The following is an 18,472-nucleotide window of genomic DNA, read 5'->3' as shown; positions in this document are numbered from 1 at the left end:
TTTGCCATAGTAGTTGCACCTGTCTCGGTTGCTTAGCGTTGATTTTCCCTTATTTTTTGTTAAATCCAATTTAGAGATTTTGCCCTTTGCATTCACGCTGGATTCTTGCGTGCTTATATCAAATTCTTGCTCAGTTCAATTTAGTTAGGACTTACGCAAAAATAACGTAGTTGTGTCATTGCGACGTAAGGAAGCAATCTCACAAGTCTTGTTCATTAGTAACTCGTGTGTAAGTCCTATTAGTGCTTAAGGACTTTCAAATAAAAAATATTCCAAACTAAATTGTTGACTGTTAACAGTTAACAGTCAACAGTCAACAACTTCTAGGGGTTGTTTTATTTCTTGGAGTTCCCTTAAATTTAAGCACTGTCGCGAAACTGCTTCGGTGTTATCCCTACAAGTTTGCTAAATTGTGCACTAAAGTGACTTGGATTGGAAAAGCCTACTTGATAGGAAATTTCTGCTGACGAAAACCGCGTTACCTTTAGCAAGACTTTTGCCCGTTCTATTCGCCGTTGCAGAACGTAGCGGTGTGGCGCTTCTCCTACCTGCATCTTGAAGGCACGCGCAAAATGAAACTGACTCATTGGCACAAGTACGGCTAGATTGGCGATCGCCAATTTTTCAGCTAAATTCTCTTCAATAAAATCTTTAATTTGCTTGAGCTTGAGCACACCAAGAACACCGACTTGGGGGGTAGAGTCACTCAATACTCCACTGTAATTTCGCAGCAGATGCACTGCTAGTAAGTTTCGCAACGACTCGACATACAAATTGCCTGCTAAACCGCCACTGATGACCTCTGATTTCAATAACTGTGCAATATGCATGATAGTTGGATCTGGAAAAAGCACGCGGTATTCCAGCTCGACGGGAGTAGAAAGTCCGTTTTCGGCTGCCAGTTGGTTGAGCAAGCGCTGATCTAGCATGATATTCACATATTTGCCCTCCTTTTCCCGGCTATGCCATACAAACTCACAAGATGAATATATAAAGACGCTTCCAGAAGGCAAGGCTGTGGTTTGTGTTTGACCCCCATCCACCGACCAAGCAACACGCTCATGGGGATAAAATGCTACACTGATAGCGTCTTTGGGCATCGCAAAGTCAAAATCTCCGACCATTTCCAAACAAGCATACTCGACAATCAAGTCATTCCACTCGGCTTTAAGAATACTAGCCGTTGGTTGAAGCTTGGATGGTTGCATAGGAGAGTCAAATATTTAAATATACTAAACAATCCCAATTTTACTTGAGATCGCAGTACGCAAGTCTCTGAATTTTGTAAAAAAACCTTACTACAGGCGTTACCCGCCGCACTTGTGTTCTGAATCTGATTGTTTAACACTTGGTAAAGAGTGTTTCAATCTATGAATTTTATATGGCAAATATGTGACTTTTCTGCGGCGATAGGAATAAATCAAAATATATTATACTGTAAGATAATCAATTTTACTTTTTCATGTATTCCAAAAATCACTCTTTAGATAGTATTTTTCTGCCCTATTTTCAATAATAAATAAACATTATATGTGGTCTTCAAAAAATATAAAAAACAAAAAAGTGAATTGTGTAGTACTAATATACGAGTGTTAAAAAAAAATTGTGTTGTCTAATCATACCTTTGTGTTCTTAAGTGTCTTGACGATTCGGTTCATATGGGGCTCTTATAGTCAGCCATCATGGAATTCACAGGATGCGGGTAAAGTAGCACTATTGAAAGAATGGCAAGTTGGTTAGTTTGTTGTAGGAAATAATTTTATGGCTTTACCAACGCAAGAGTTGCAACCCAAAAATCAGTATGAAGGCAGAATTCAAGAAACTCCGCCACCAGGTACTCAAAATGACCCTTTGATTGCTAAAGGGTTGCAAAAGGGACAATATCTAGGCATTTTCGGTTTTGTGATCGCCCTGATTGCTGTGATTGGATATTTTAGTCGCAGAGTCGAATACGCTATCTTATTCGCTGTTACCCTCAGTGTGATTTTGATTGTTTTCTTTTTAACGTTATAGCAGAGCAGTTTATCAATAAACGTATCTGCGAACAAAATAATGGAGAAAAATTGTTTTATGAATAATCCAGTTTATCAAACAGTTATTTTAGGCGGTGGCTTTACTGGGCTTTATACAGCGTTGCAGCTTGCTCACGAACACTATCCTCGCTCTGTGATCTTAATTGATAGCAACGAACGCTTTTGTTTTAAGCCATTACTTTATGAGTATTTTAGTGGTGAGATGGATGCCTTTCAGGTATTACCGCGTTTTACAGAATTGCTCAAAGGAAGCGGTGTGATTTTTGTTCAAGATACAGTGGAATCGATTGACTTGCATCAACGACAAGTTAAGTTAACTTCAGGAACCCGCTACGATTACAGCAATTTGGTATTAGCTTTAGGTAGTGTAAGCGGCTACTTTGGCGTCGAGGGAGCAAAAGAGTATGCTCTACCTTTTTGGACGGAAAAAGATGCGATCGCTATCGACCAACATTTGCATGACTGTTTGCGAAAAGCCGCGCAAACCGAAGATCCAGAACAACGTCGAAAATTACTTACATTTGCAGTCATTGGTGGTGGTGCTTCAGGTGTGGAAATGGCAGCCACTTTAGGCGATTTGTTACCGAATTGGTATGCAGCACTCAAAGGTAACCCTCAAGAAGTGCGAGTTGCACTCATTAACCACGGCAAGGAAATCCTTAAGGGCGATGTCAACAGCAAATTACGTGAAACTGCTGAAAAACAATTGCAAAAACGAACCGTACCTGTGGAGATGCTGTTGGGGGCAGAAGTCACAGGTGTTAGTGCCAACACAGTCGAGTATAAGCGCGATGGCAAGTCTGTTACGCTGCCAACATACACTACAATTTGGACAGCTGGCACTGCGACTCATCCGCTGATCAAAAACTTGCCAATCCCAGATGAACACCGAGACAAGCACGGTCGATTAAAAGTCACCAAAACCTTACAATTGTTTGATTTTCCAGAAGTTTTTGCAGGTGGAGATTGTGCTTTTGTAGAAGATACATCAATGCCCGCTACTGCACAAGTTGCATATCAGCTAGGATCTACAATTGCCCACAACCTCAAAGCCATTGCTTTAGAAAAGGAACCGAAAACTCCTAAGGTTAGCTTACGCGGTACTCTGCTAAAACTTGGATTAAATGAAGCTGCAGCTAACATTTACGACGCTTTTGAAGTAACGGGCGAAGCCGCTCACTTAATTCGTCAAGGAACTTATCTAGAGCTACTGCCGACGCCAATTCATAACTTTAAAGCCACCACAGAATGGCTAAATGAAGAGATTTTTCGCCACCACGTTGATCCCAAAACTGTGAACAAGAAAGTAGTGCAGACAGCGGAGTTAGTTGGTGGTGCAGTCGTAGGTGTTTTAGTTGCAAGAAAATTACTCAAAATGTTAGGAGATGAGGACAAAAACAAGAAATAATAATTTCATCTGTGAGACGCATTTTAGGGTTTGAGATCACAACTACACAAACCCCATAATATATAGTTTGCACGATGGTTGGGAATGTGGCTGGGTTTGTGGCTGCGGCTGTGACTTGGGCTGTTTACGATTTAAAGGTAGGGGATTGAGAGGATTGCTCGACTATCTCGAATCCAGCCCAGGCTGACGGATAATTGGCGTGAATAGGAGCGGACAGAACGCCCGTGAATTGGCTTGAGAATTCAAATGGGTCACGTCAACTTAACCCAGATGTTTAACGAGCAGTTTATCACGTTGCGTTATCAGCAGCGATCGCTCCTCGCTGCTATTTTCGCGCTCGTTCTGTTCTACAACTATAGCGCTTCTCAGTTGCGTACAATACACAGCTGTAGAGACGTAGCATTTACGTGCTCTACATTATTCGTGGTGGTGTATGTGATTCAAATGAGAACCGCTATAACTCAATATCTTCTTTTAGCTTGACAGACCACTAGTTTTAAATCACTAGAAGCATTTTACTGGTTTGGTTGCATTTTTTGAGTGGCGAATGGCTGATAAGGCTTGTGGAAAACTTTTTGATCTACTCAATGTGTAAGTCCTAGCTAGATTCAAAGTTGCTTGGATTGGACAAACTCTTATTTCCCAGCGCCTGATGCCGTTTGTTTCTAAATTCTTAGTTTATAATGATGGATTGTGTCCAATCAAAGCCAGTCCATGCCTAAACTCAAAACCCGTAAAGCAGCGGCAAAGAGATTCCGCGCCACAGGTAGCGGCAAAATTGTACGTCGCAAAGCCTTCAAAAACCACTTGCTAGAGCACAAATCTTCCGCTAAGAAACGCAGCATGTCGAAAATGGCAGTTGTCGATGAGCGCGATGCAGAAAACGTGCGGCTCATGCTCCCTTATTTGTAATTTGTTCAGGAACTAAAACAATATGACACGGGTAAAACGCGGTAACGTTGCTCGCAAACGCCGCAAAAAAATTCTCAAACTCGCTAAAGGTTTTCGCGGTTCTCACTCAACTCTGTTTAGAACGGCGAATCAAAGAGTCATGAAGGCGCTGCGGAACGCCTATAGCGATCGCAAAAAACGTAAGCGCGATTTCCGCCGCCTCTGGATCACCCGCATCAACGCTGCTGCACGCCAACATGGTTTGAGTTACAGCCAGTTTATCGGGAATCTCAAAAAAGCTGATGTCCAACTCAATCGCAAAATTTTGGCACAATTAGCAGTCCTCGATCCAGCAAGCTTCAGCAAAGTCGCTGAATTGGCAACCCAACCTAAAGGATAAAGGTGGAAACAGATGGACATCGGATGTAACAGATGGAAAGCAGGTTGTCGGTTACATCTGCTGATATCCGCTGCCATTTTTTTCCTCTTGACTTTTTCCATTGTCACAGTCGCAGATACACAACTATCAGCATCTGCCGCAGAAATGTCCGAAATTCAGCGGCGGGGCTACATCAGGATTGCCGTTAAAGATAACTTGCCTCCGTTAGGATTTAGAGATACAAACGGTAACTTACAAGGCTTAGAAATTGATTTAGCTAAGGCATTGGCAGCAGACTTACTAGGCAAAGCAGATGCAGTGAAATTACAACCAGTTACCAATAGCGATCGCCTATCCGCAGTTTTGGATCATAAAGTTGATCTGGCGATCGCCAGAGTTACAGCAACTGCCTCACGTTCTCGCTTAGTCAGCTTCAGTGTTCCTTACTACTTCGATGGCACTGTATTAGTCACAAAAAACACATTATTTCAAAGACTAAGTGATTTGGGAAAACGGAAAGTTGCCGTCCTCAACAATTCCAGCACTATTGCCGATGTGCGCTATTATATACCAAAAGCTGAGTTAGTGGGAGTAGATTCTTATCAAGCAGCCTTCGCACTGTTAGAAAATAACGCAGCCGATGCCTTTGCCGCAGATGCTAGTGTTTTAAGTAGTTGGGTGCAACAATATCCCCAATATCGCTTACTTTCAGCTAAGCTCTCAACCCAACCGTTATCTGTGGTCATGCCCAAGGGATTGCAGTACGATCCATTACGAAGACAGGTTAACCAAGCCATTGCCCGTTATATTAATTCTGGGTGGCTTAAGCAACGCGCTACATATTGGGGATTACGCTAAATTAGGAACCTCTCAGTTAGAAATTATAAATGAAATTTTTTAGTATTCATAATTCATAATTTTCATTGTTTCATATAAGCTGATATATAGATAAGAAGAAACTTTTACTAAATACAATGGATAGCAATCTAGCAACTATTTATCTGTCAGTTTTAGTCGGTCTGCTCTTAATTGCAGTTGTCAGTATTTTCCGCCAGGTCTTCAAAAGTCGTAGAGTTGAAGGTTCCATGTCAAGGTTGCGAAAAAAACTGACCAAAGAAAACGGTACCACTCAAGAATATTACGAGTTAGCCAGTATTTATTCTGAGAAAAAACTATTTTCCCAAGCGATAACTCTCTTTCAAAAAGCTCTCAAAGCTGCTGAAGAAGAAAGGGAAGAAGGCGAAAAAGAAGAAGAAAATATAGCCTATATTTACAATGGGTTAGGCTATGCTTACTTTGCTCAAGAACAGTATGACTTAGCTATTCGCCAGTATAAAGAAGCTCTGAAAATCAAACCTGATTATGTGGTAGGAATGAATAATCTTGGTCATGCATACGAGCGGAAAAAATTAAATGCTCAAGCCCTGCAAGCTTATGAAGACGCCCTGAAAATTCAGCCAAATAATGCCACAGCAAAACGCCGTTCTGAATCTTTGCGACGCTTGGTATCTGCATGATTGGTGAATATTTCTCGTTCCCACGCTTTGCCCGGGAATAGCTTGGGGAGGCTAAGCCTCTCCAAAATTACCTTTCCAATAATCCCCAGAGCGTAAAACAAGTCGATAACTGTTTGAAGTTTCCTGGGACATTGGGCATTGTAAGAGCAAAAATACATCGCTCAGTTGATGGGACTATAAAGACTGTCACTATCAGCAAATGTCCATCGGGTAAATACTATGCTTCTATGTTGATGGAATATGAGGGTGACTACCCAACATCAAATTCAGAGGGAAAGGTAGTCAGTATTGATTTAGGAATAAAGGATTTTGCAATTACCTATGATGGCGAAAAAGTTTCCAAATATCCGAATCCTAAACACTTAGCTAAATATGAGAAAAAGCTAGCCAAAAAACAACGTATTACTGCACGCAAAGTAAAAGGTAGTAATAATCGCTGTAGAAAAGCAACAAAGATTGTAGCTAGGGTATACGAACAAGTTAGCAATATCCGCCAAGATTACTTACACAAACTATCGAAAAAGATAGTTGATAATAATCAAGTCGTAGTAGTTGAAAACCTGAATGTCAAGGGCATGGTACGTAACCCTCACGGGTTCGCCACTTGCCACAACGGGGGGAACCCTCCGAAGCTTTGATGCCTGCGGCAAGCCGCAAAGCGTCTACGGAGGAAACCTCCCTCCGGGTTCGCCAGTCCCCCAATCTCCTGCACCAGACGCTACGCGCTCCGTGACGGAAACCGCCAAGACGGGGGCTGGACTCACCGCTCAAACTTCTCTCCGCAAGGCGCTGCTCTCCGCAACGCAGTGGCGAACCACAAACTAGCAAAGGCGATATCTGATACAGGATGGGGAACATTCGTCAACTTTTTGTCCTACAAGTTAGAACGCCTACATCAATGTTTCGGTTCGATACACATCTACTTCTCCATGTCAACTCCTCCAACTGGACTCTTCCTTTACAACTCTACTCCCGCCTGCTTTCGGTGAAATGTTAAGAAAGATCCGGGTAATGGATAGCCTTATTAAGGAGAGGGGAGGTTTTGGCTTACGCCAAAACCGGGGTGAGGTAACACGCGCGCTGGATTCATGGGTATTAAGTAGCCGTCATCAACTGTGTTCATGATCGCTACTTAATTTCTCAAATCGTACCTTTGAACAAACCTTTGGGACGAATGAGCAACACTAAAATCATGAGTAACAACGCTACGCCTTGTTTATACTGAGCACCCAGCAATACAGTACTCGTTTCTTGGGCAATACCAATGATAAAAGCTCCTGCGATCGCACCGTAGGGGTTGCCAATTCCTCCTAAAATAACTGAGGCAAATAAAGGTAAAATCAAATACCATCCCATATTTGGTCGCACGGCTCCAATCAAGCCGTACATACTTCCACCCAAGGATGTCAGAGTGCCAGCAATCACCCAAGTCCATAAAATAATTTTGTCTACATTAATACCAGAAACCCGAGCTAAATCTAAATCGTCGGCAACTGCTCGCATTCCCTTGCCAATTTTGGTGTTTTGTAAAATGTAGTGTAATGCAACAATTGCTGCAATAGCTAGGAACAAAACCAACAATTGATTTTGGGGTACTCTCACACCCAGAATATCCATAGCCGGAACCACGGGCAAATCGTAAGTTTTGTTACTACCGCCCCAGATAAGGATAATGCCATTACGAAGAAATAAGGCAAGCCCGATAGAGATAATAATAAGAGTGGTGGAAGTGGCACGGATAGAACGCATATGGGACCATAGCAACTTTTCCGACAACAGCATTGCTGCTACTGTGCCAATTGCAGCTATTACCATAGACAGCCAAATATTAACACCAAAGCTATTAACAAGCAGCGTCAGATAAGCTCCCAACGTTAAAAAGTCACCGTGAGCAAAGTTAGATAACCGTAAAATCCCGTAAGTGAGAGTAAGTCCAACAGATGCTAAAGCGATAATGCTACCCAAAGCAATACCGTTAACAATTAATTGAGCGAATTGTGCATTCATAGTCCTGACATCTAAAATTTATAACTTGTATAGCAGGAAATAGGGAACAGGGAACAGGGAACAGTGAACAGGGACTGATAACTGGTAACTGATAACTGATCGCTGGTAACTGGTAACTGGTAACTGCTGTATCTTTTTCCCTCAATCCTTTATTGCCCACCTAAAATGGAATTGATGGGGCGCGATACCGTTTAGACAAGATTGGAAATGATGCTAACAGAAAAACTTGAAAAATTAAAAGCATTATTTGTAGAAATGGAGCAGGCTTTGATAGCTTACTCTGGCGGAGTGGATAGCACTTTGGTAGCCAAGGTGGCTTATGATGTTTTAGGCGATCGCGCTTTGGCTGTCACAGCTATGTCTCCCTCACTGTTACCAGAAGAGTTAGAAGACGCCTCTTTGCAAGCAGCGACGATTGGGATTCGTCATCAAATTATTTCAACACACGAGATGGAAAATCCCAATTACACCTCCAACCCTGTGAACCGCTGTTACTTTTGCAAAAGTGAACTGCACGACACCCTCAAACCTTTAGCGATTGAGTTGGGTTATCCGTATGTGGTGGATGGAGTCAACGCGGATGACTTACATGATTATCGCCCAGGAATTCAAGCAGCAAAAGAAAGAGGTGCGCGATCGCCCTTAGCAGAAATCGGTATCACCAAAGCGCAAGTCCGCCAAATTTCCCAAGAACTCGGTTTACCTTGGTGGGAGAAACCTGCGCAACCATGTCTGAGTTCACGCTTTCCCTACGGTGAAGAGATTACCGTAACTAAGTTACAACGAGTCGGTAGGGCAGAAATTTATTTACGCAAGTTGGGTTATCAGAATTTGCGAGTGCGTTCTGAGGGAGATACAGCACGAATTGAATTACCGCCAGAACAAATCAAAGATTTTGTTTTAAAAACTGATTTGCAATCAATTATTTCTGCTTTTCAGGAGTTTGGTTTTATTTACGTCACATTAGATTTGGAAGGTTTTCGTAGTGGGAAGTTAAATCAAGTTTTGAATCGAGAAGTTGCGAGTGTGAAATAATAATTTGTTGAGATCTTCGAGCAATCTCATCCGCCCATAACTCAAGTTATGGGCTAATAGTATAAGTCTACTTAAGTAGACTGAAAACTAAATCACCGAAAGAATTTAGTCCTCTTGAGAGAACTTTTGCTATTAGGCTGGGGTTTCTAACCCTAGGCGATCGCACAAAACCTCCTAATCGATATTGGCAACAAAATCCTCTCAAAGCAGTCGAGGGGTGTTTTTTACCTCATCAACGCCTGAAACCCTGCTTGTACGAAATGCTGATCAAAAGTCAAAGCTTGACTTACTCCCGCTTCCTTCATGACTACGAAAGAAATGCGATCGATCAAGCCCCATCCTTTTACCCCTATGCGCCATAAGGAGTTTAACTTCTATACACATCTCTAGCGAAACCTCACCCTCGCTTTTAGCGTAGCTAAAATCTTTCCCTCTCCTTGCCAAGGAGAGGGATGCCCAATAGGGCAGGGTGAGGTTCTAAGGAAATTTTGAGTCATAGGATGACTTGTGTGTACACCGTAGTTGCTAAGCGGAGGGTGCCCGATAGGGTGGGTGGGGTTATTTGTCGCAAACATTTTTTGAATTGATATATAGCAGTTACCAGTTACCAGCGATCAGTTATCAGTTATCAGTCCCTGTTCACTGTTCCCTGATCTAAATAATATTACTGACAAACATAGTTAAAAAAAGTAAGATAAAGTATTGCTACTTAGAGAATAACTGTGTATGAAAAATTTCTTCATGGCTGCTGCTGGAGGAATGTTCCTTGCGTTTGCAGTAATAAGTCAAGCGTTGGGAGCAACAGTGACACCAAAACTGGCATCAGATTTCTCAAATTTTTATTCAATAACAGATCTCGGTTCAATCGAACAAATTCCACCTGCTTATGGTGGAATAACATTTCAGCCAGGAGAACCTAATACGCTGTTAATCAGCGGTTTAGCTGATACCCCAGATGCAGGAATTTATGCAGTTGAAGTCAGCCGTGATAGTAACAATCACATCACTGATTTTGGTATCCCATCCTTTTTGACACAAGCCCCCGGAATCAGCACAGGAGGAATTGATGCTGGTTTAGCTTATAGTCCCAAAGCTGATGTGTTGTTCTATACGTCCTATCCTGACAACAGCATTGGTCAAATAAAGCCTGGTAGCAGTAGTCCTAATAAACAAATTGATTTAAACACTCTTGGCTTTGCTGCTTCCACAGGTGCATTGAACTTTGTCCCTGAAGGATTTGCTGGAGCAGGTCGGCTTAAAATAACTTCTTATACAAGTAATATTTTTTATGACACAACTATCACTCCAGATAGCTCAGGTACATATGATATTGCAACGCCCACCAGAAGTGTTCAGCTTGATGGTGGACTGGATGGTTTTTTCTATGTAAAAGCAGGAAATCCTGGCTTTTTTGAAGACAGTCTGTTAATTGAAGAATATGATAACAGCAGCGTTTCTGCTTATACAATAGATGCAAATGGAGATGTGATCGCCAATACCCGTCGAGATTTTATCACCGGACTTGGCTTTCACTCACCAACATCTCTGACTGGAGTGATGGGAGCAACTATTGATCCGGTGACGGGAGACTTTCTGTTCTCTACATTTTTTGAAGGAGAGCCTTCAGCAAGTAAAATATATGCGGTGACAAGAGGGACGAAATCAACTTCAGTCCCTGAACCTCAAGGTGTAACTTTATTGGTGAGTATGTTCGTTTTAAGTTTAGGCTTACTCCGGAATCAAATAAAAAATTAAAATTATTGCATCCGTTGCAACCTATTTCTTATCAGCCAATACAATTTCACCCTTTTTATTAATCTTCACTAAATCATCAGGGAAATCTTTATTATTCAAATAACGCAACAGTCCCACTGTCCTGAAATGCTGGTCAATATGAGGAATTCCTTGAGCATCAAGGTGAACAGGGATAATTTTCCCGAACACCAAATCTCCTTTTGAATTTAGTTTCACTTCTAATATCATTGAATACCCAGTTTCAGCAGTTGTGGATAAAGTTCGGTATCCTAAAAAGTTTCCCAAAGAATAAGCGATGAGTTTTCCATTATAAATTTCAATAGCTCTTGGAACATGAGGACCATGTCCGATAACTAAATCTGCACCTGCATCAATCATTGTCCGGGCAAACTCAATAGAATTTCCTCGGTTTTCTCCATAAAAAAACTCAGTTTTATTGTGAACGCGCAGTGCATCAGTTCCTTCTGCTCCTGCATGCATTGATACAATCACAACACTTGCTTGTGTCTTCGCTTTTTGTACCAGTGCTTTGGCTGCTTCTAAATCGAGAATAGAATTATAAGATTCATAGGGAGCAAACCCAATCATGCCAACAACAATATTATTCACTTCTAGCAAGAGAATTTGGTTTTTGTGACCTAATGTTTCAATACCAGCAGCTTTAAGATTCTTAACTGTGTCTTTAAATCCCACTGAACCAAAATCTAAAGCATGGTTATTTGCTATATTCATCACATCAAACCCAACATCAGCTAAAAGCTGAGCATAAGTGGGTGGAGAGCGAAAAGCAAAAACTGCTCCTTGAGTGATATCCTTGGTGCTATAAGGGTAGTTTGTTAAACTGCTTTCAAAATTGCCAAACAAAATATCGCTTCTTTGTAAATATGCTCTGACTGAGTTTGGGAAAAGCAGATTGCGGTTACGTGGAAGTTTGTAGTTAGGGTAATTTGTGCCAGGAATAACATCTCCCACAGCTTGAATTGTGATCGTGTCTGGAGATGTATACTCTGGTATAGAAAACGGAATTGGTTCTGTCTCAGTAGATGTCGTAGAGGCGTTTGTTCGCTGCAATTGTCCGAAGCGGATGAATAATCCTATACCAAGACCCAAGCAAAAGCAAAAACTTATAAAACTGAACGAGACTAATTTTCTAAGGTTTTGATGTAGCATATTTTGATTCTTCATATTATGGTGCAAGTATATCCCATAAGTTTGAAAGAACGATGTATACTGGACATTATTTATAACTGAAATTTACATGTTTTTTTATACACTAATTTAATAATTGATATTTTGCGGTTTTCCTATGATCTTAACCATCCTTTTAAAGAAAACACCTTATATAAAAATCCTATTTTATTTTTGCTCAACTAGGTATAGTTTACATTAAGCGATCGGGTGTTCCCTGTTAAGCATTCCCTCTCTTCACGAGTATGTTCATAAACAAAACTGGATTCCTATATATGCTGAAAGAACAGCTTGAAGATATTGAAATTCAATTGTTATTAGAAGGCATACATCGTTATTACGGATTTGATTTTAGAAATTATGCCTTAGCTTCACTCAAACGACGAATTTGGAAAATTATTCGAGCCGAAAGTTTAACCACTATTTCTGGACTGCAAGAAAAAGTTCTCCATGATCCCGAATGTATGGAGAGATTTCTATGTAGCCTCTCGGTTAATGTAACGACTATGTTTCGTGATCCTAACTTTTTTTTGATGTTTCGGAAAAAAGTTGTACCAATATTACGAACTTATCCTTTCATTCGCATTTGGCATGCGGGATGTTCTAGCGGTGAAGAAGTTTATTCTCTGGCAATTTTACTCCAGGAAGAGAGACTTTATCATCGTTGTAGATTGTATGCTACTGATATCAATGAGATGGTTTTAAAAAAAGCAAAAGCTGGAATTTATCCATTAGATGCAATGCAAGATTATACTCAAAATTATTTGCAAGCAGGTGGAAAAAAAGCTTTTTCAGAATATTATACATCAGCTTATGAACATGCTATTTTTTCTTCCTCTCTTAAAGAAAATATAATTTTTTCACAACATAATTTAGTAATCGATAATTCTTTCAACGAATTTAACATTATTTTATGTCGTAATGTTTTAATTTACTTTAATAAAGTTTTACAAGAGCGAGTATTTAATCTTTTTCATGAAAGCCTTGTTCCGTTCGGAATTTTGGGTTTGGGACGTCAAGAAACAATGAAGTTCACTCCGCATGAACAAGACTATGAGCAATTAGAAGGTGGGGAAAAGTTTTACCGTAAAATTCGATAGTTGTTGATAATTACCATAAACTACTAAGTATTAACGACTTATCACTCACTACTCATGACAATTCAATTCATTGCTATTGGTACATCCTTGGGAGGGTTAGAAGCCCTTGAAGTTTTACTCGCTGGATTGCCAAAAAACTTCCCAGTACCTATAGCAATTGTTCAGCATCGCTACAAATCTTCAGATCAAAAATTGAAAGTCGCGTTACAGGAGTACAGTGCTTTAGTTGTCACCGAGCCGCAAGATAAAGAAGAAATTGTGCCTGGCTATATATATTTAGCTCCAGCAGATTATCATTTGATGATAGAAGTAACAAGCGATACGGTTTCTTATCCAACTTTTTCCTTATGCGTTGATGCTCCTGTAACTTATGCACGCCCGTCAATAGATGTGCTATTTGAAACCGCTGCCGATACTTATGCCGAAAGGTTGATTGCAGTCCTCTTGACAGGTGCAAATTATGATGGTACTGAAGGGATGAAAAAAATCAAAGCACGGGGCGGCAAAACTGTGGTACAGGAACCTTCAACAGCAGCTTGTCCAATAATGCCTGAAGCGGCGATCGCCGCTGGAGTCGCAGATAAAGTCCTACCTTTGGCAGATATTGCACCTTACTTAGTGAAGATTTGTAATTTATGATGTAGTTGTTCCCTAATTCTTCATACAAAAAAGCTGTTAGCTGCAGTCAGAAAGAATAACTAAATTTCTAACTTAAGATAGTGTGAATAAAATAAGCGCAAACGTCAAAGTCAATAGGAAGACGTGAAAACGTTTTTATCTATTTCCTAAAGCATACAGATAGAAATGCCATTTGAACCAAAAGTTAACGTTCTGTTGGTAGATGACCATCCAGAAAATTTATTAGCCTTAGAGGCGATTTTAGATAGTCAGCGTCAAAATGTGGTGAGGGCTACATCCGGCGCGGAAGCACTGCGATGTTTGCTCAATCAGGACTTTGCGGTGATTCTGCTGGATGTGCAAATGCCCGACATGGACGGCTTCGAGACAGCAGCCCTGATTCGACAGCGAGAGCGATCGCGCCATACACCAATTATTTTTCTCACAGCATTTAGCACGAGTGATAACATGGTGTTTAAAGGATATTCTGTTGGTGCTGTAGACTACCTCTTCAAACCCATTCATGCAGAAATTTTAAAATCCAAGGTAGCCGCATTTGTTGATCTGTTTCAAAAAACTGTCGAAGTCAAGCGACAAGCGGCACAATTAACACAGATGAATACCGAGCTGAGAAAGCGCGAAGAGATGTTTCGCTCTTTGAGTGCTTGCTCGCCTGTAGGCATTTTTCTCACAGATACATTAGGTAAATGCACTTATATTAATCCACGATATCAAGCTATCTATGGGATGACACTGGAGGAGAGTTTAGGCGACGGTTGGACACAAACAATTCATCCTGAAGATAGAGGGCGAGTGATTACTGATTGGTATGCTATATCAGCTCAAGGACAGGAATACACAGGAGAGTTTCGCATACTCACCTCGACAGGAATTGAGCGTTGGGTTCATATGTCCTCGTCGGCTATGCTTTCGGATCAAAGCGAAGTTATTGGATATATCGGCACTATAGAAGATATTACAGAGCGTAAACAAGCAGAAGAAGAACACATTAAGTTAATCCGCGAACAAGCAGCACGACAAGAAGCTGAAACAGCAAACCGCCTTAAAGATGAGTTTTTAGCCACTCTTTCCCATGAACTTCGTACACCTTTAACTTCAATACTAGGTTGGTCTAAACTGCTACGCCAGCGAAAGATGGATGAAAAAGCCATTATACGCGCTCTAGAAACGATTGAACGCAACGCTACTTTGCAGGCACAACTTATAGACGATATTCTTGATGTCTCGCGGATTATGCGTGGCAAACTAAAGCTCAATCTCTGTCAACTTAATTTAACATCTGTGATTGCAACCGTTGTAGATAGCGTACGCTTAGAAGCTGAGAAAAAAAATATTCAACTTGAGTACATTATTGAACACACTAACACGCAGAACGAGGGAACAAGGGAGACAATAGGAGGGAGGGAGAATTTTCCCTCACTCTCTTCATCCCCAGAGGGGACTTTGAACTCCTCCACCTCTTTTGTCGTTTGTGGTGATCCAAACCGCTTACAGCAAATAGTTTGGAATTTACTGAGTAATGCGCTCAAGTTCACACCCAAAGATGGAAGGGTAGAGGTACGATTGTTACTCAGTGCTGAGTCTTCCTCAGAAACACTTCAACCTCAGCAACACCAGTCATCTGCCGCTAAAAGCTCCTTAGCACTTATTCGGGTGAGCGATACAGGTAGTGGTATCCGCCCAGATTTTCTTCCCTATGTTTTTGAGCGCTTTCGTCAAGCTGATGGTAGCATCACCAGACACCAAGGTGGACTAGGACTAGGACTAGCAATTGTACGTTCTCTGGTGGAAATGCATCGGGGAAGCGTTCATGCCGAAAGTCCAGGAGTAGGACAAGGAGCTACTTTTACTGTGAAGCTGCCGCTGATGGGTACAGGGAAAACGCCAGAACAACAGGAGGAAAAAGAAGACGAAGAGCGGACTACTAAATTTATAACCAACTACACGACTAAGTCAGAAAATACCTCCTGTAGTGCAGGGTGAACTAAGCGATGATCTTGTACGTTCACACCTTTGGCTAATGCTTGGTTGTTCGTCAGTGCTTTTATCCCCGAGTTTGCTAACTGCAAGACATAGGGTAGAGTACTATTGTTCAATGCTTGGCTTGAAGTCCAAGGTACTGCCCCCGGCATATTAGGAACGCCATAATGCACCACACCCTCTTCAAGATACACAGGATGAGTATGGGATGTGGGGTGTACAGTTTCCACGCAACCGCCTTGATCAACAGCAACATCGACTATGACAGAACCAGGATGCATTTGTTTAACCAAGTTGCGGGACACAAGGATGGGTGCTCTACGTCCTGGGATTAAAACAGCACCGATGAGTAAGTCAGCATTTTTGACTCCAGCTTCAATATGGGCGGAGTTGCTGTAAAGCAGTTCGACTCTGGAACCAAACAAGGTTTCCAGATACGCGAGGCGCTCAACATTAACATCAATAATCTGGACAGCAGCGCCCATACCCACAGCAATTTTCGCCGCTTCTGTACCGACGACACCGCCGCCTAAAATCACGACTTTGCCCGGTTTAACTCCAGGTACACCCCCCAGCAAAACTCCTCTACCACCTTGCTGACGCTCTAGAAATCTTGCCCCAAATTGTACGGATAACCGACCTGCAATAATGCTCATGGGAGTCAGCAAAGGTAATTTGTTGTTCCCTGGTTGTTCTACAGTTTCATAGGCGATCGCCGTTACACCGCAATCAATCAGATGTTCGGTTAACTTCCGGTCGGCGGCTAAATGCAGATATGTAAACAAAATTTGCCCCTTCTGCAAAAACTTATACTCCGCAGACAGTGGCTCTTTGACTTTGACAACAAGTTCGCACTTCCAAGCTTCGTCAGTGGTGGTGACTATCTTCGCGCCAGCGCTTATGTAGTCATCATCTGTAAATCCTGCCCCGATACCTGCTTGAGTTTCTACGAAAACTCTATGACCATTTTCTTGTAAGACTCGCACACTAGAAGGACTTAACCCAACTCGAAACTCTTGATCTTTTGTTTCTTTAGGAATACCAATTTCCATTTATTGCCTCTTATGAATTTTTGTATAGCTATAGTTTGTCAGTCTCATCTATATTCTGTTGAATCAGAAACTACGAATTTTAGAACTCGTATTGAAGTCGAAAGTATAGAAGTGCAAAGACTACACTCAGCTTTGAGAACACAGCGCTGTTTCACCCTCGAACAGAGGATACCTTTATGGGGGATTAACCTTTGGGACTCTACACTTGACTACTCCGGACGACTGAACTTTCTTTGATACCACCACTGTAGTTCAAACTTTTACTCTTGACGATTACCAAAGTACTTCTACAATAAACTAAGATAAGAATCGTAAAGAAATGTAAACAGTGACAATCCTGCAAAATAGCTCAGGTGTGTTGTCACTTAAATATCCATTTACAAATATCCACTTAAAAGTTCATTTGCCAAAAAGAGGTTTTCAATGATGATACAGCCAAGCGTAACTCCTAAGTTGGAAGAGCCAAAGTTCGGGTTTAATGAATATGCTGAGCGTCTGAATGGTCGAGCTGCAATGATTGGCTTCCTAATCATGGTGGTAATAGAGTATGTTACCAACCAAGGAGTCTTATCATGGCTCGGTCTTAAGTAGCATTTTTACTAAGTACAAGAGTGATTGTTGTACTTAGTAAATGACCAAAAGCTCAAACCAGCTGAATATCCCAGCTGGTTTTGACCAAGACACTTGGGTGTAGGTGAGTAGGAGATATAAAAACAGAAACCGTGAACCAGATATTTATCCCTTACACCCTTACACCCTTACACCCCTAACCTAATTGTTGACTTTATCAAACCTTTGCTTGAGCGTTAATGGTAGTAGAACTGAACCGAACTATAATGAAATTGAGGCTCTATCACAAAAGCGTCAATTGCTCTTGAGGTGGTCTCAGAAAATATAAATATACATATAAAGGTGAACAGGAACAAAAAAGCTTGTGATGAATGCTGTATTTCCTCGTTTTTTGAAGTCAACCTACCGTAAAGAACCAATTATCAGTGTATTGATTACAATGGGAGTCATAGATGCATTGATTGGTGGATTAGACGATAGCTGGTCGTTGTTTGCTTTTGGCTTAGGGACAACAGGAATAGCGCTAGCTTACAAATGGTGGCGGATTCAGCAACGGCCACCCTTGCCTGAGGAACCTGTGGTGCAACATTATCTGCCTTCGCGATCGTCAAGTGCTGCTTTACCGATGCTGAGCGTTTCTAAGAAAAAGCCACCATACCAGTAGATTTTGACTCTGAAATTTGAGTCATCATATTTATTATTGATTGTTGCTAAAAAAAATCAAATATGGTATGCTTTGCTACCTATAGCGCCAGTATGATCATTGATGGGCGGAGGTTTACCGCCTGTCAATATGGTACAGGCTATCTTGAGATATTTTAAATATATGAATAATCACAATAAATTCCTCTTACTTATCCAAAATGCGAAGCTTTCTGGGCGTAGAAAGGAATTTCAGTCTCAAATAACCAGTACCAA

At 41.3% G+C, this 18,472-nt stretch carries 18 protein-coding genes and 1 pseudogene; 15 read left to right on the top strand and 4 right to left on the bottom strand.

The window, feature by feature from the left end:
• Positions 1–359 precede the first annotated feature (359 nt).
• Positions 360–1,208: a helix-turn-helix domain-containing protein gene (locus AC5JM2_RS30450; RefSeq protein WP_495839025.1), complete on the bottom strand. Its 849-nt coding sequence runs from the start codon at positions 1,206–1,208 to the stop codon at positions 360–362.
• Positions 1,209–1,761: 553 nt separating this feature from the next.
• On the opposite strand from AC5JM2_RS30450, the gene AC5JM2_RS30445 reads away from it, so the two are divergent.
• From AC5JM2_RS30445 to AC5JM2_RS30410, 8 genes and pseudogenes are all read left to right on the top strand, one after another.
• Positions 1,762–2,013, top strand: a complete 252-nt coding sequence (locus AC5JM2_RS30445; protein WP_495839023.1) for a hypothetical protein — start codon at positions 1,762–1,764, stop codon at positions 2,011–2,013.
• A 57-nt stretch (positions 2,014–2,070) separates the two neighbouring features.
• The gene (locus tag AC5JM2_RS30440) at positions 2,071–3,441 is read left to right on the top strand and encodes an NAD(P)/FAD-dependent oxidoreductase (RefSeq protein ID WP_495839021.1); all 1,371 of its coding nucleotides are present in this window, start codon (positions 2,071–2,073) and stop codon (positions 3,439–3,441) included.
• Between the two features lie 246 nt (positions 3,442–3,687).
• Complete coding sequence (locus tag AC5JM2_RS30435; protein ID WP_495839019.1) at positions 3,688–3,924, top strand: hypothetical protein; 237 nt, start codon at positions 3,688–3,690, stop codon at positions 3,922–3,924.
• Between the two features lie 231 nt (positions 3,925–4,155).
• Positions 4,156–4,353 (top strand): 50S ribosomal protein L35, encoded by a 198-nt coding sequence (gene rpmI / locus AC5JM2_RS30430; RefSeq protein WP_495839073.1) that lies wholly within the window; start codon positions 4,156–4,158, stop codon positions 4,351–4,353.
• 22 nt (positions 4,354–4,375) lie between these two features.
• Positions 4,376–4,732, top strand: a complete 357-nt coding sequence (gene rplT, locus AC5JM2_RS30425; protein ID WP_495839018.1) for a 50S ribosomal protein L20 — start codon at positions 4,376–4,378, stop codon at positions 4,730–4,732.
• A 12-nt stretch (positions 4,733–4,744) separates the two neighbouring features.
• Entirely contained in the window at positions 4,745–5,569 is an 825-nt protein-coding gene (locus AC5JM2_RS30420; protein ID WP_495839016.1) for a transporter substrate-binding domain-containing protein, read from the top strand.
• A 116-nt stretch (positions 5,570–5,685) separates the two neighbouring features.
• Entirely contained in the window at positions 5,686–6,228 is a 543-nt protein-coding gene (locus AC5JM2_RS30415) for a tetratricopeptide repeat protein (protein WP_495839014.1), read from the top strand.
• 83 nt (positions 6,229–6,311) lie between these two features.
• Positions 6,312–6,866 (top strand): annotated as a pseudogene (locus tag AC5JM2_RS30410) (RNA-guided endonuclease InsQ/TnpB family protein); the annotation flags it as partial.
• 502 nt (positions 6,867–7,368) lie between these two features.
• Here the strand turns inward: AC5JM2_RS30410 and AC5JM2_RS30405 are convergent.
• Positions 7,369–8,235 carry a branched-chain amino acid ABC transporter permease gene (locus AC5JM2_RS30405; RefSeq protein WP_495839012.1) on the bottom strand — a complete coding sequence of 289 codons (867 nt, stop codon included), beginning with the start codon at positions 8,233–8,235 and terminating at the stop codon, positions 7,369–7,371.
• A gap of 207 nt (positions 8,236–8,442) precedes the next feature.
• On the opposite strand from AC5JM2_RS30405, the gene larE reads away from it, so the two are divergent.
• Positions 8,443–9,270 carry an ATP-dependent sacrificial sulfur transferase LarE gene (gene larE / locus AC5JM2_RS30400; protein WP_495839010.1) on the top strand — a complete coding sequence of 276 codons (828 nt, stop codon included), beginning with the start codon at positions 8,443–8,445 and terminating at the stop codon, positions 9,268–9,270.
• A gap of 726 nt (positions 9,271–9,996) precedes the next feature.
• Complete coding sequence (locus AC5JM2_RS30395; RefSeq protein WP_495839008.1) at positions 9,997–11,025, top strand: hypothetical protein; 1,029 nt, start codon at positions 9,997–9,999, stop codon at positions 11,023–11,025.
• Positions 11,026–11,046: 21 nt separating this feature from the next.
• Here AC5JM2_RS30395 and AC5JM2_RS30390 read toward each other — a convergent pair whose 3' ends face one another.
• On the bottom strand, positions 11,047–12,195 hold the full coding sequence (locus AC5JM2_RS30390) for a CapA family protein (RefSeq protein ID WP_495839006.1): 1,149 nt from the start codon (positions 12,193–12,195) through the stop codon (positions 11,047–11,049).
• 293 nt (positions 12,196–12,488) lie between these two features.
• Here AC5JM2_RS30390 and AC5JM2_RS30385 point away from each other — a divergent pair, with 293 nt between their 5' ends.
• The 3 genes from AC5JM2_RS30385 (at position 12,489) to AC5JM2_RS30375 (ending at position 15,935) form a co-directional block, all read left to right on the top strand.
• Positions 12,489–13,313: a CheR family methyltransferase gene (locus AC5JM2_RS30385; protein WP_495839005.1), complete on the top strand. Its 825-nt coding sequence runs from the start codon at positions 12,489–12,491 to the stop codon at positions 13,311–13,313.
• Between the two features lie 54 nt (positions 13,314–13,367).
• The gene (locus AC5JM2_RS30380; protein WP_495839003.1) at positions 13,368–13,952 is read left to right on the top strand and encodes a chemotaxis protein CheB; all 585 of its coding nucleotides are present in this window, start codon (positions 13,368–13,370) and stop codon (positions 13,950–13,952) included.
• Positions 13,953–14,117: 165 nt separating this feature from the next.
• On the top strand, positions 14,118–15,935 hold the full coding sequence (locus AC5JM2_RS30375; protein WP_495839001.1) for a hybrid sensor histidine kinase/response regulator: 1,818 nt from the start codon (positions 14,118–14,120) through the stop codon (positions 15,933–15,935).
• Here AC5JM2_RS30375 and ald read toward each other — a convergent pair.
• Entirely contained in the window at positions 15,893–16,984 is a 1,092-nt protein-coding gene (gene ald / locus AC5JM2_RS30370; RefSeq protein WP_495838999.1) for an alanine dehydrogenase, read from the bottom strand. The two genes, AC5JM2_RS30375 and ald, sit on opposite strands and share 43 nt — an antisense overlap.
• Before the next feature lie 426 nt (positions 16,985–17,410).
• Between ald and AC5JM2_RS30365 the strand changes: the two genes are divergently transcribed.
• Together AC5JM2_RS30365 and AC5JM2_RS30360 are read left to right on the top strand one after the other, a co-directional pair.
• Positions 17,411–17,575, top strand: a complete 165-nt coding sequence (locus AC5JM2_RS30365; RefSeq protein WP_171978102.1) for a CAB/ELIP/HLIP family chlorophyll-binding protein — start codon at positions 17,411–17,413, stop codon at positions 17,573–17,575.
• Between the two features lie 346 nt (positions 17,576–17,921).
• On the top strand, positions 17,922–18,218 hold the full coding sequence (locus tag AC5JM2_RS30360; protein ID WP_495839071.1) for a hypothetical protein: 297 nt from the start codon (positions 17,922–17,924) through the stop codon (positions 18,216–18,218).
• The last annotated feature ends 254 nt before the right edge of the window (positions 18,219–18,472 follow it).

It is taken from the genome of Brasilonema angustatum, from assembly GCF_059505445.1.
The sequence above is the reverse complement of the archived record's forward strand: the minus strand, read 5'-3'. Positions and strand labels throughout refer to the sequence as shown.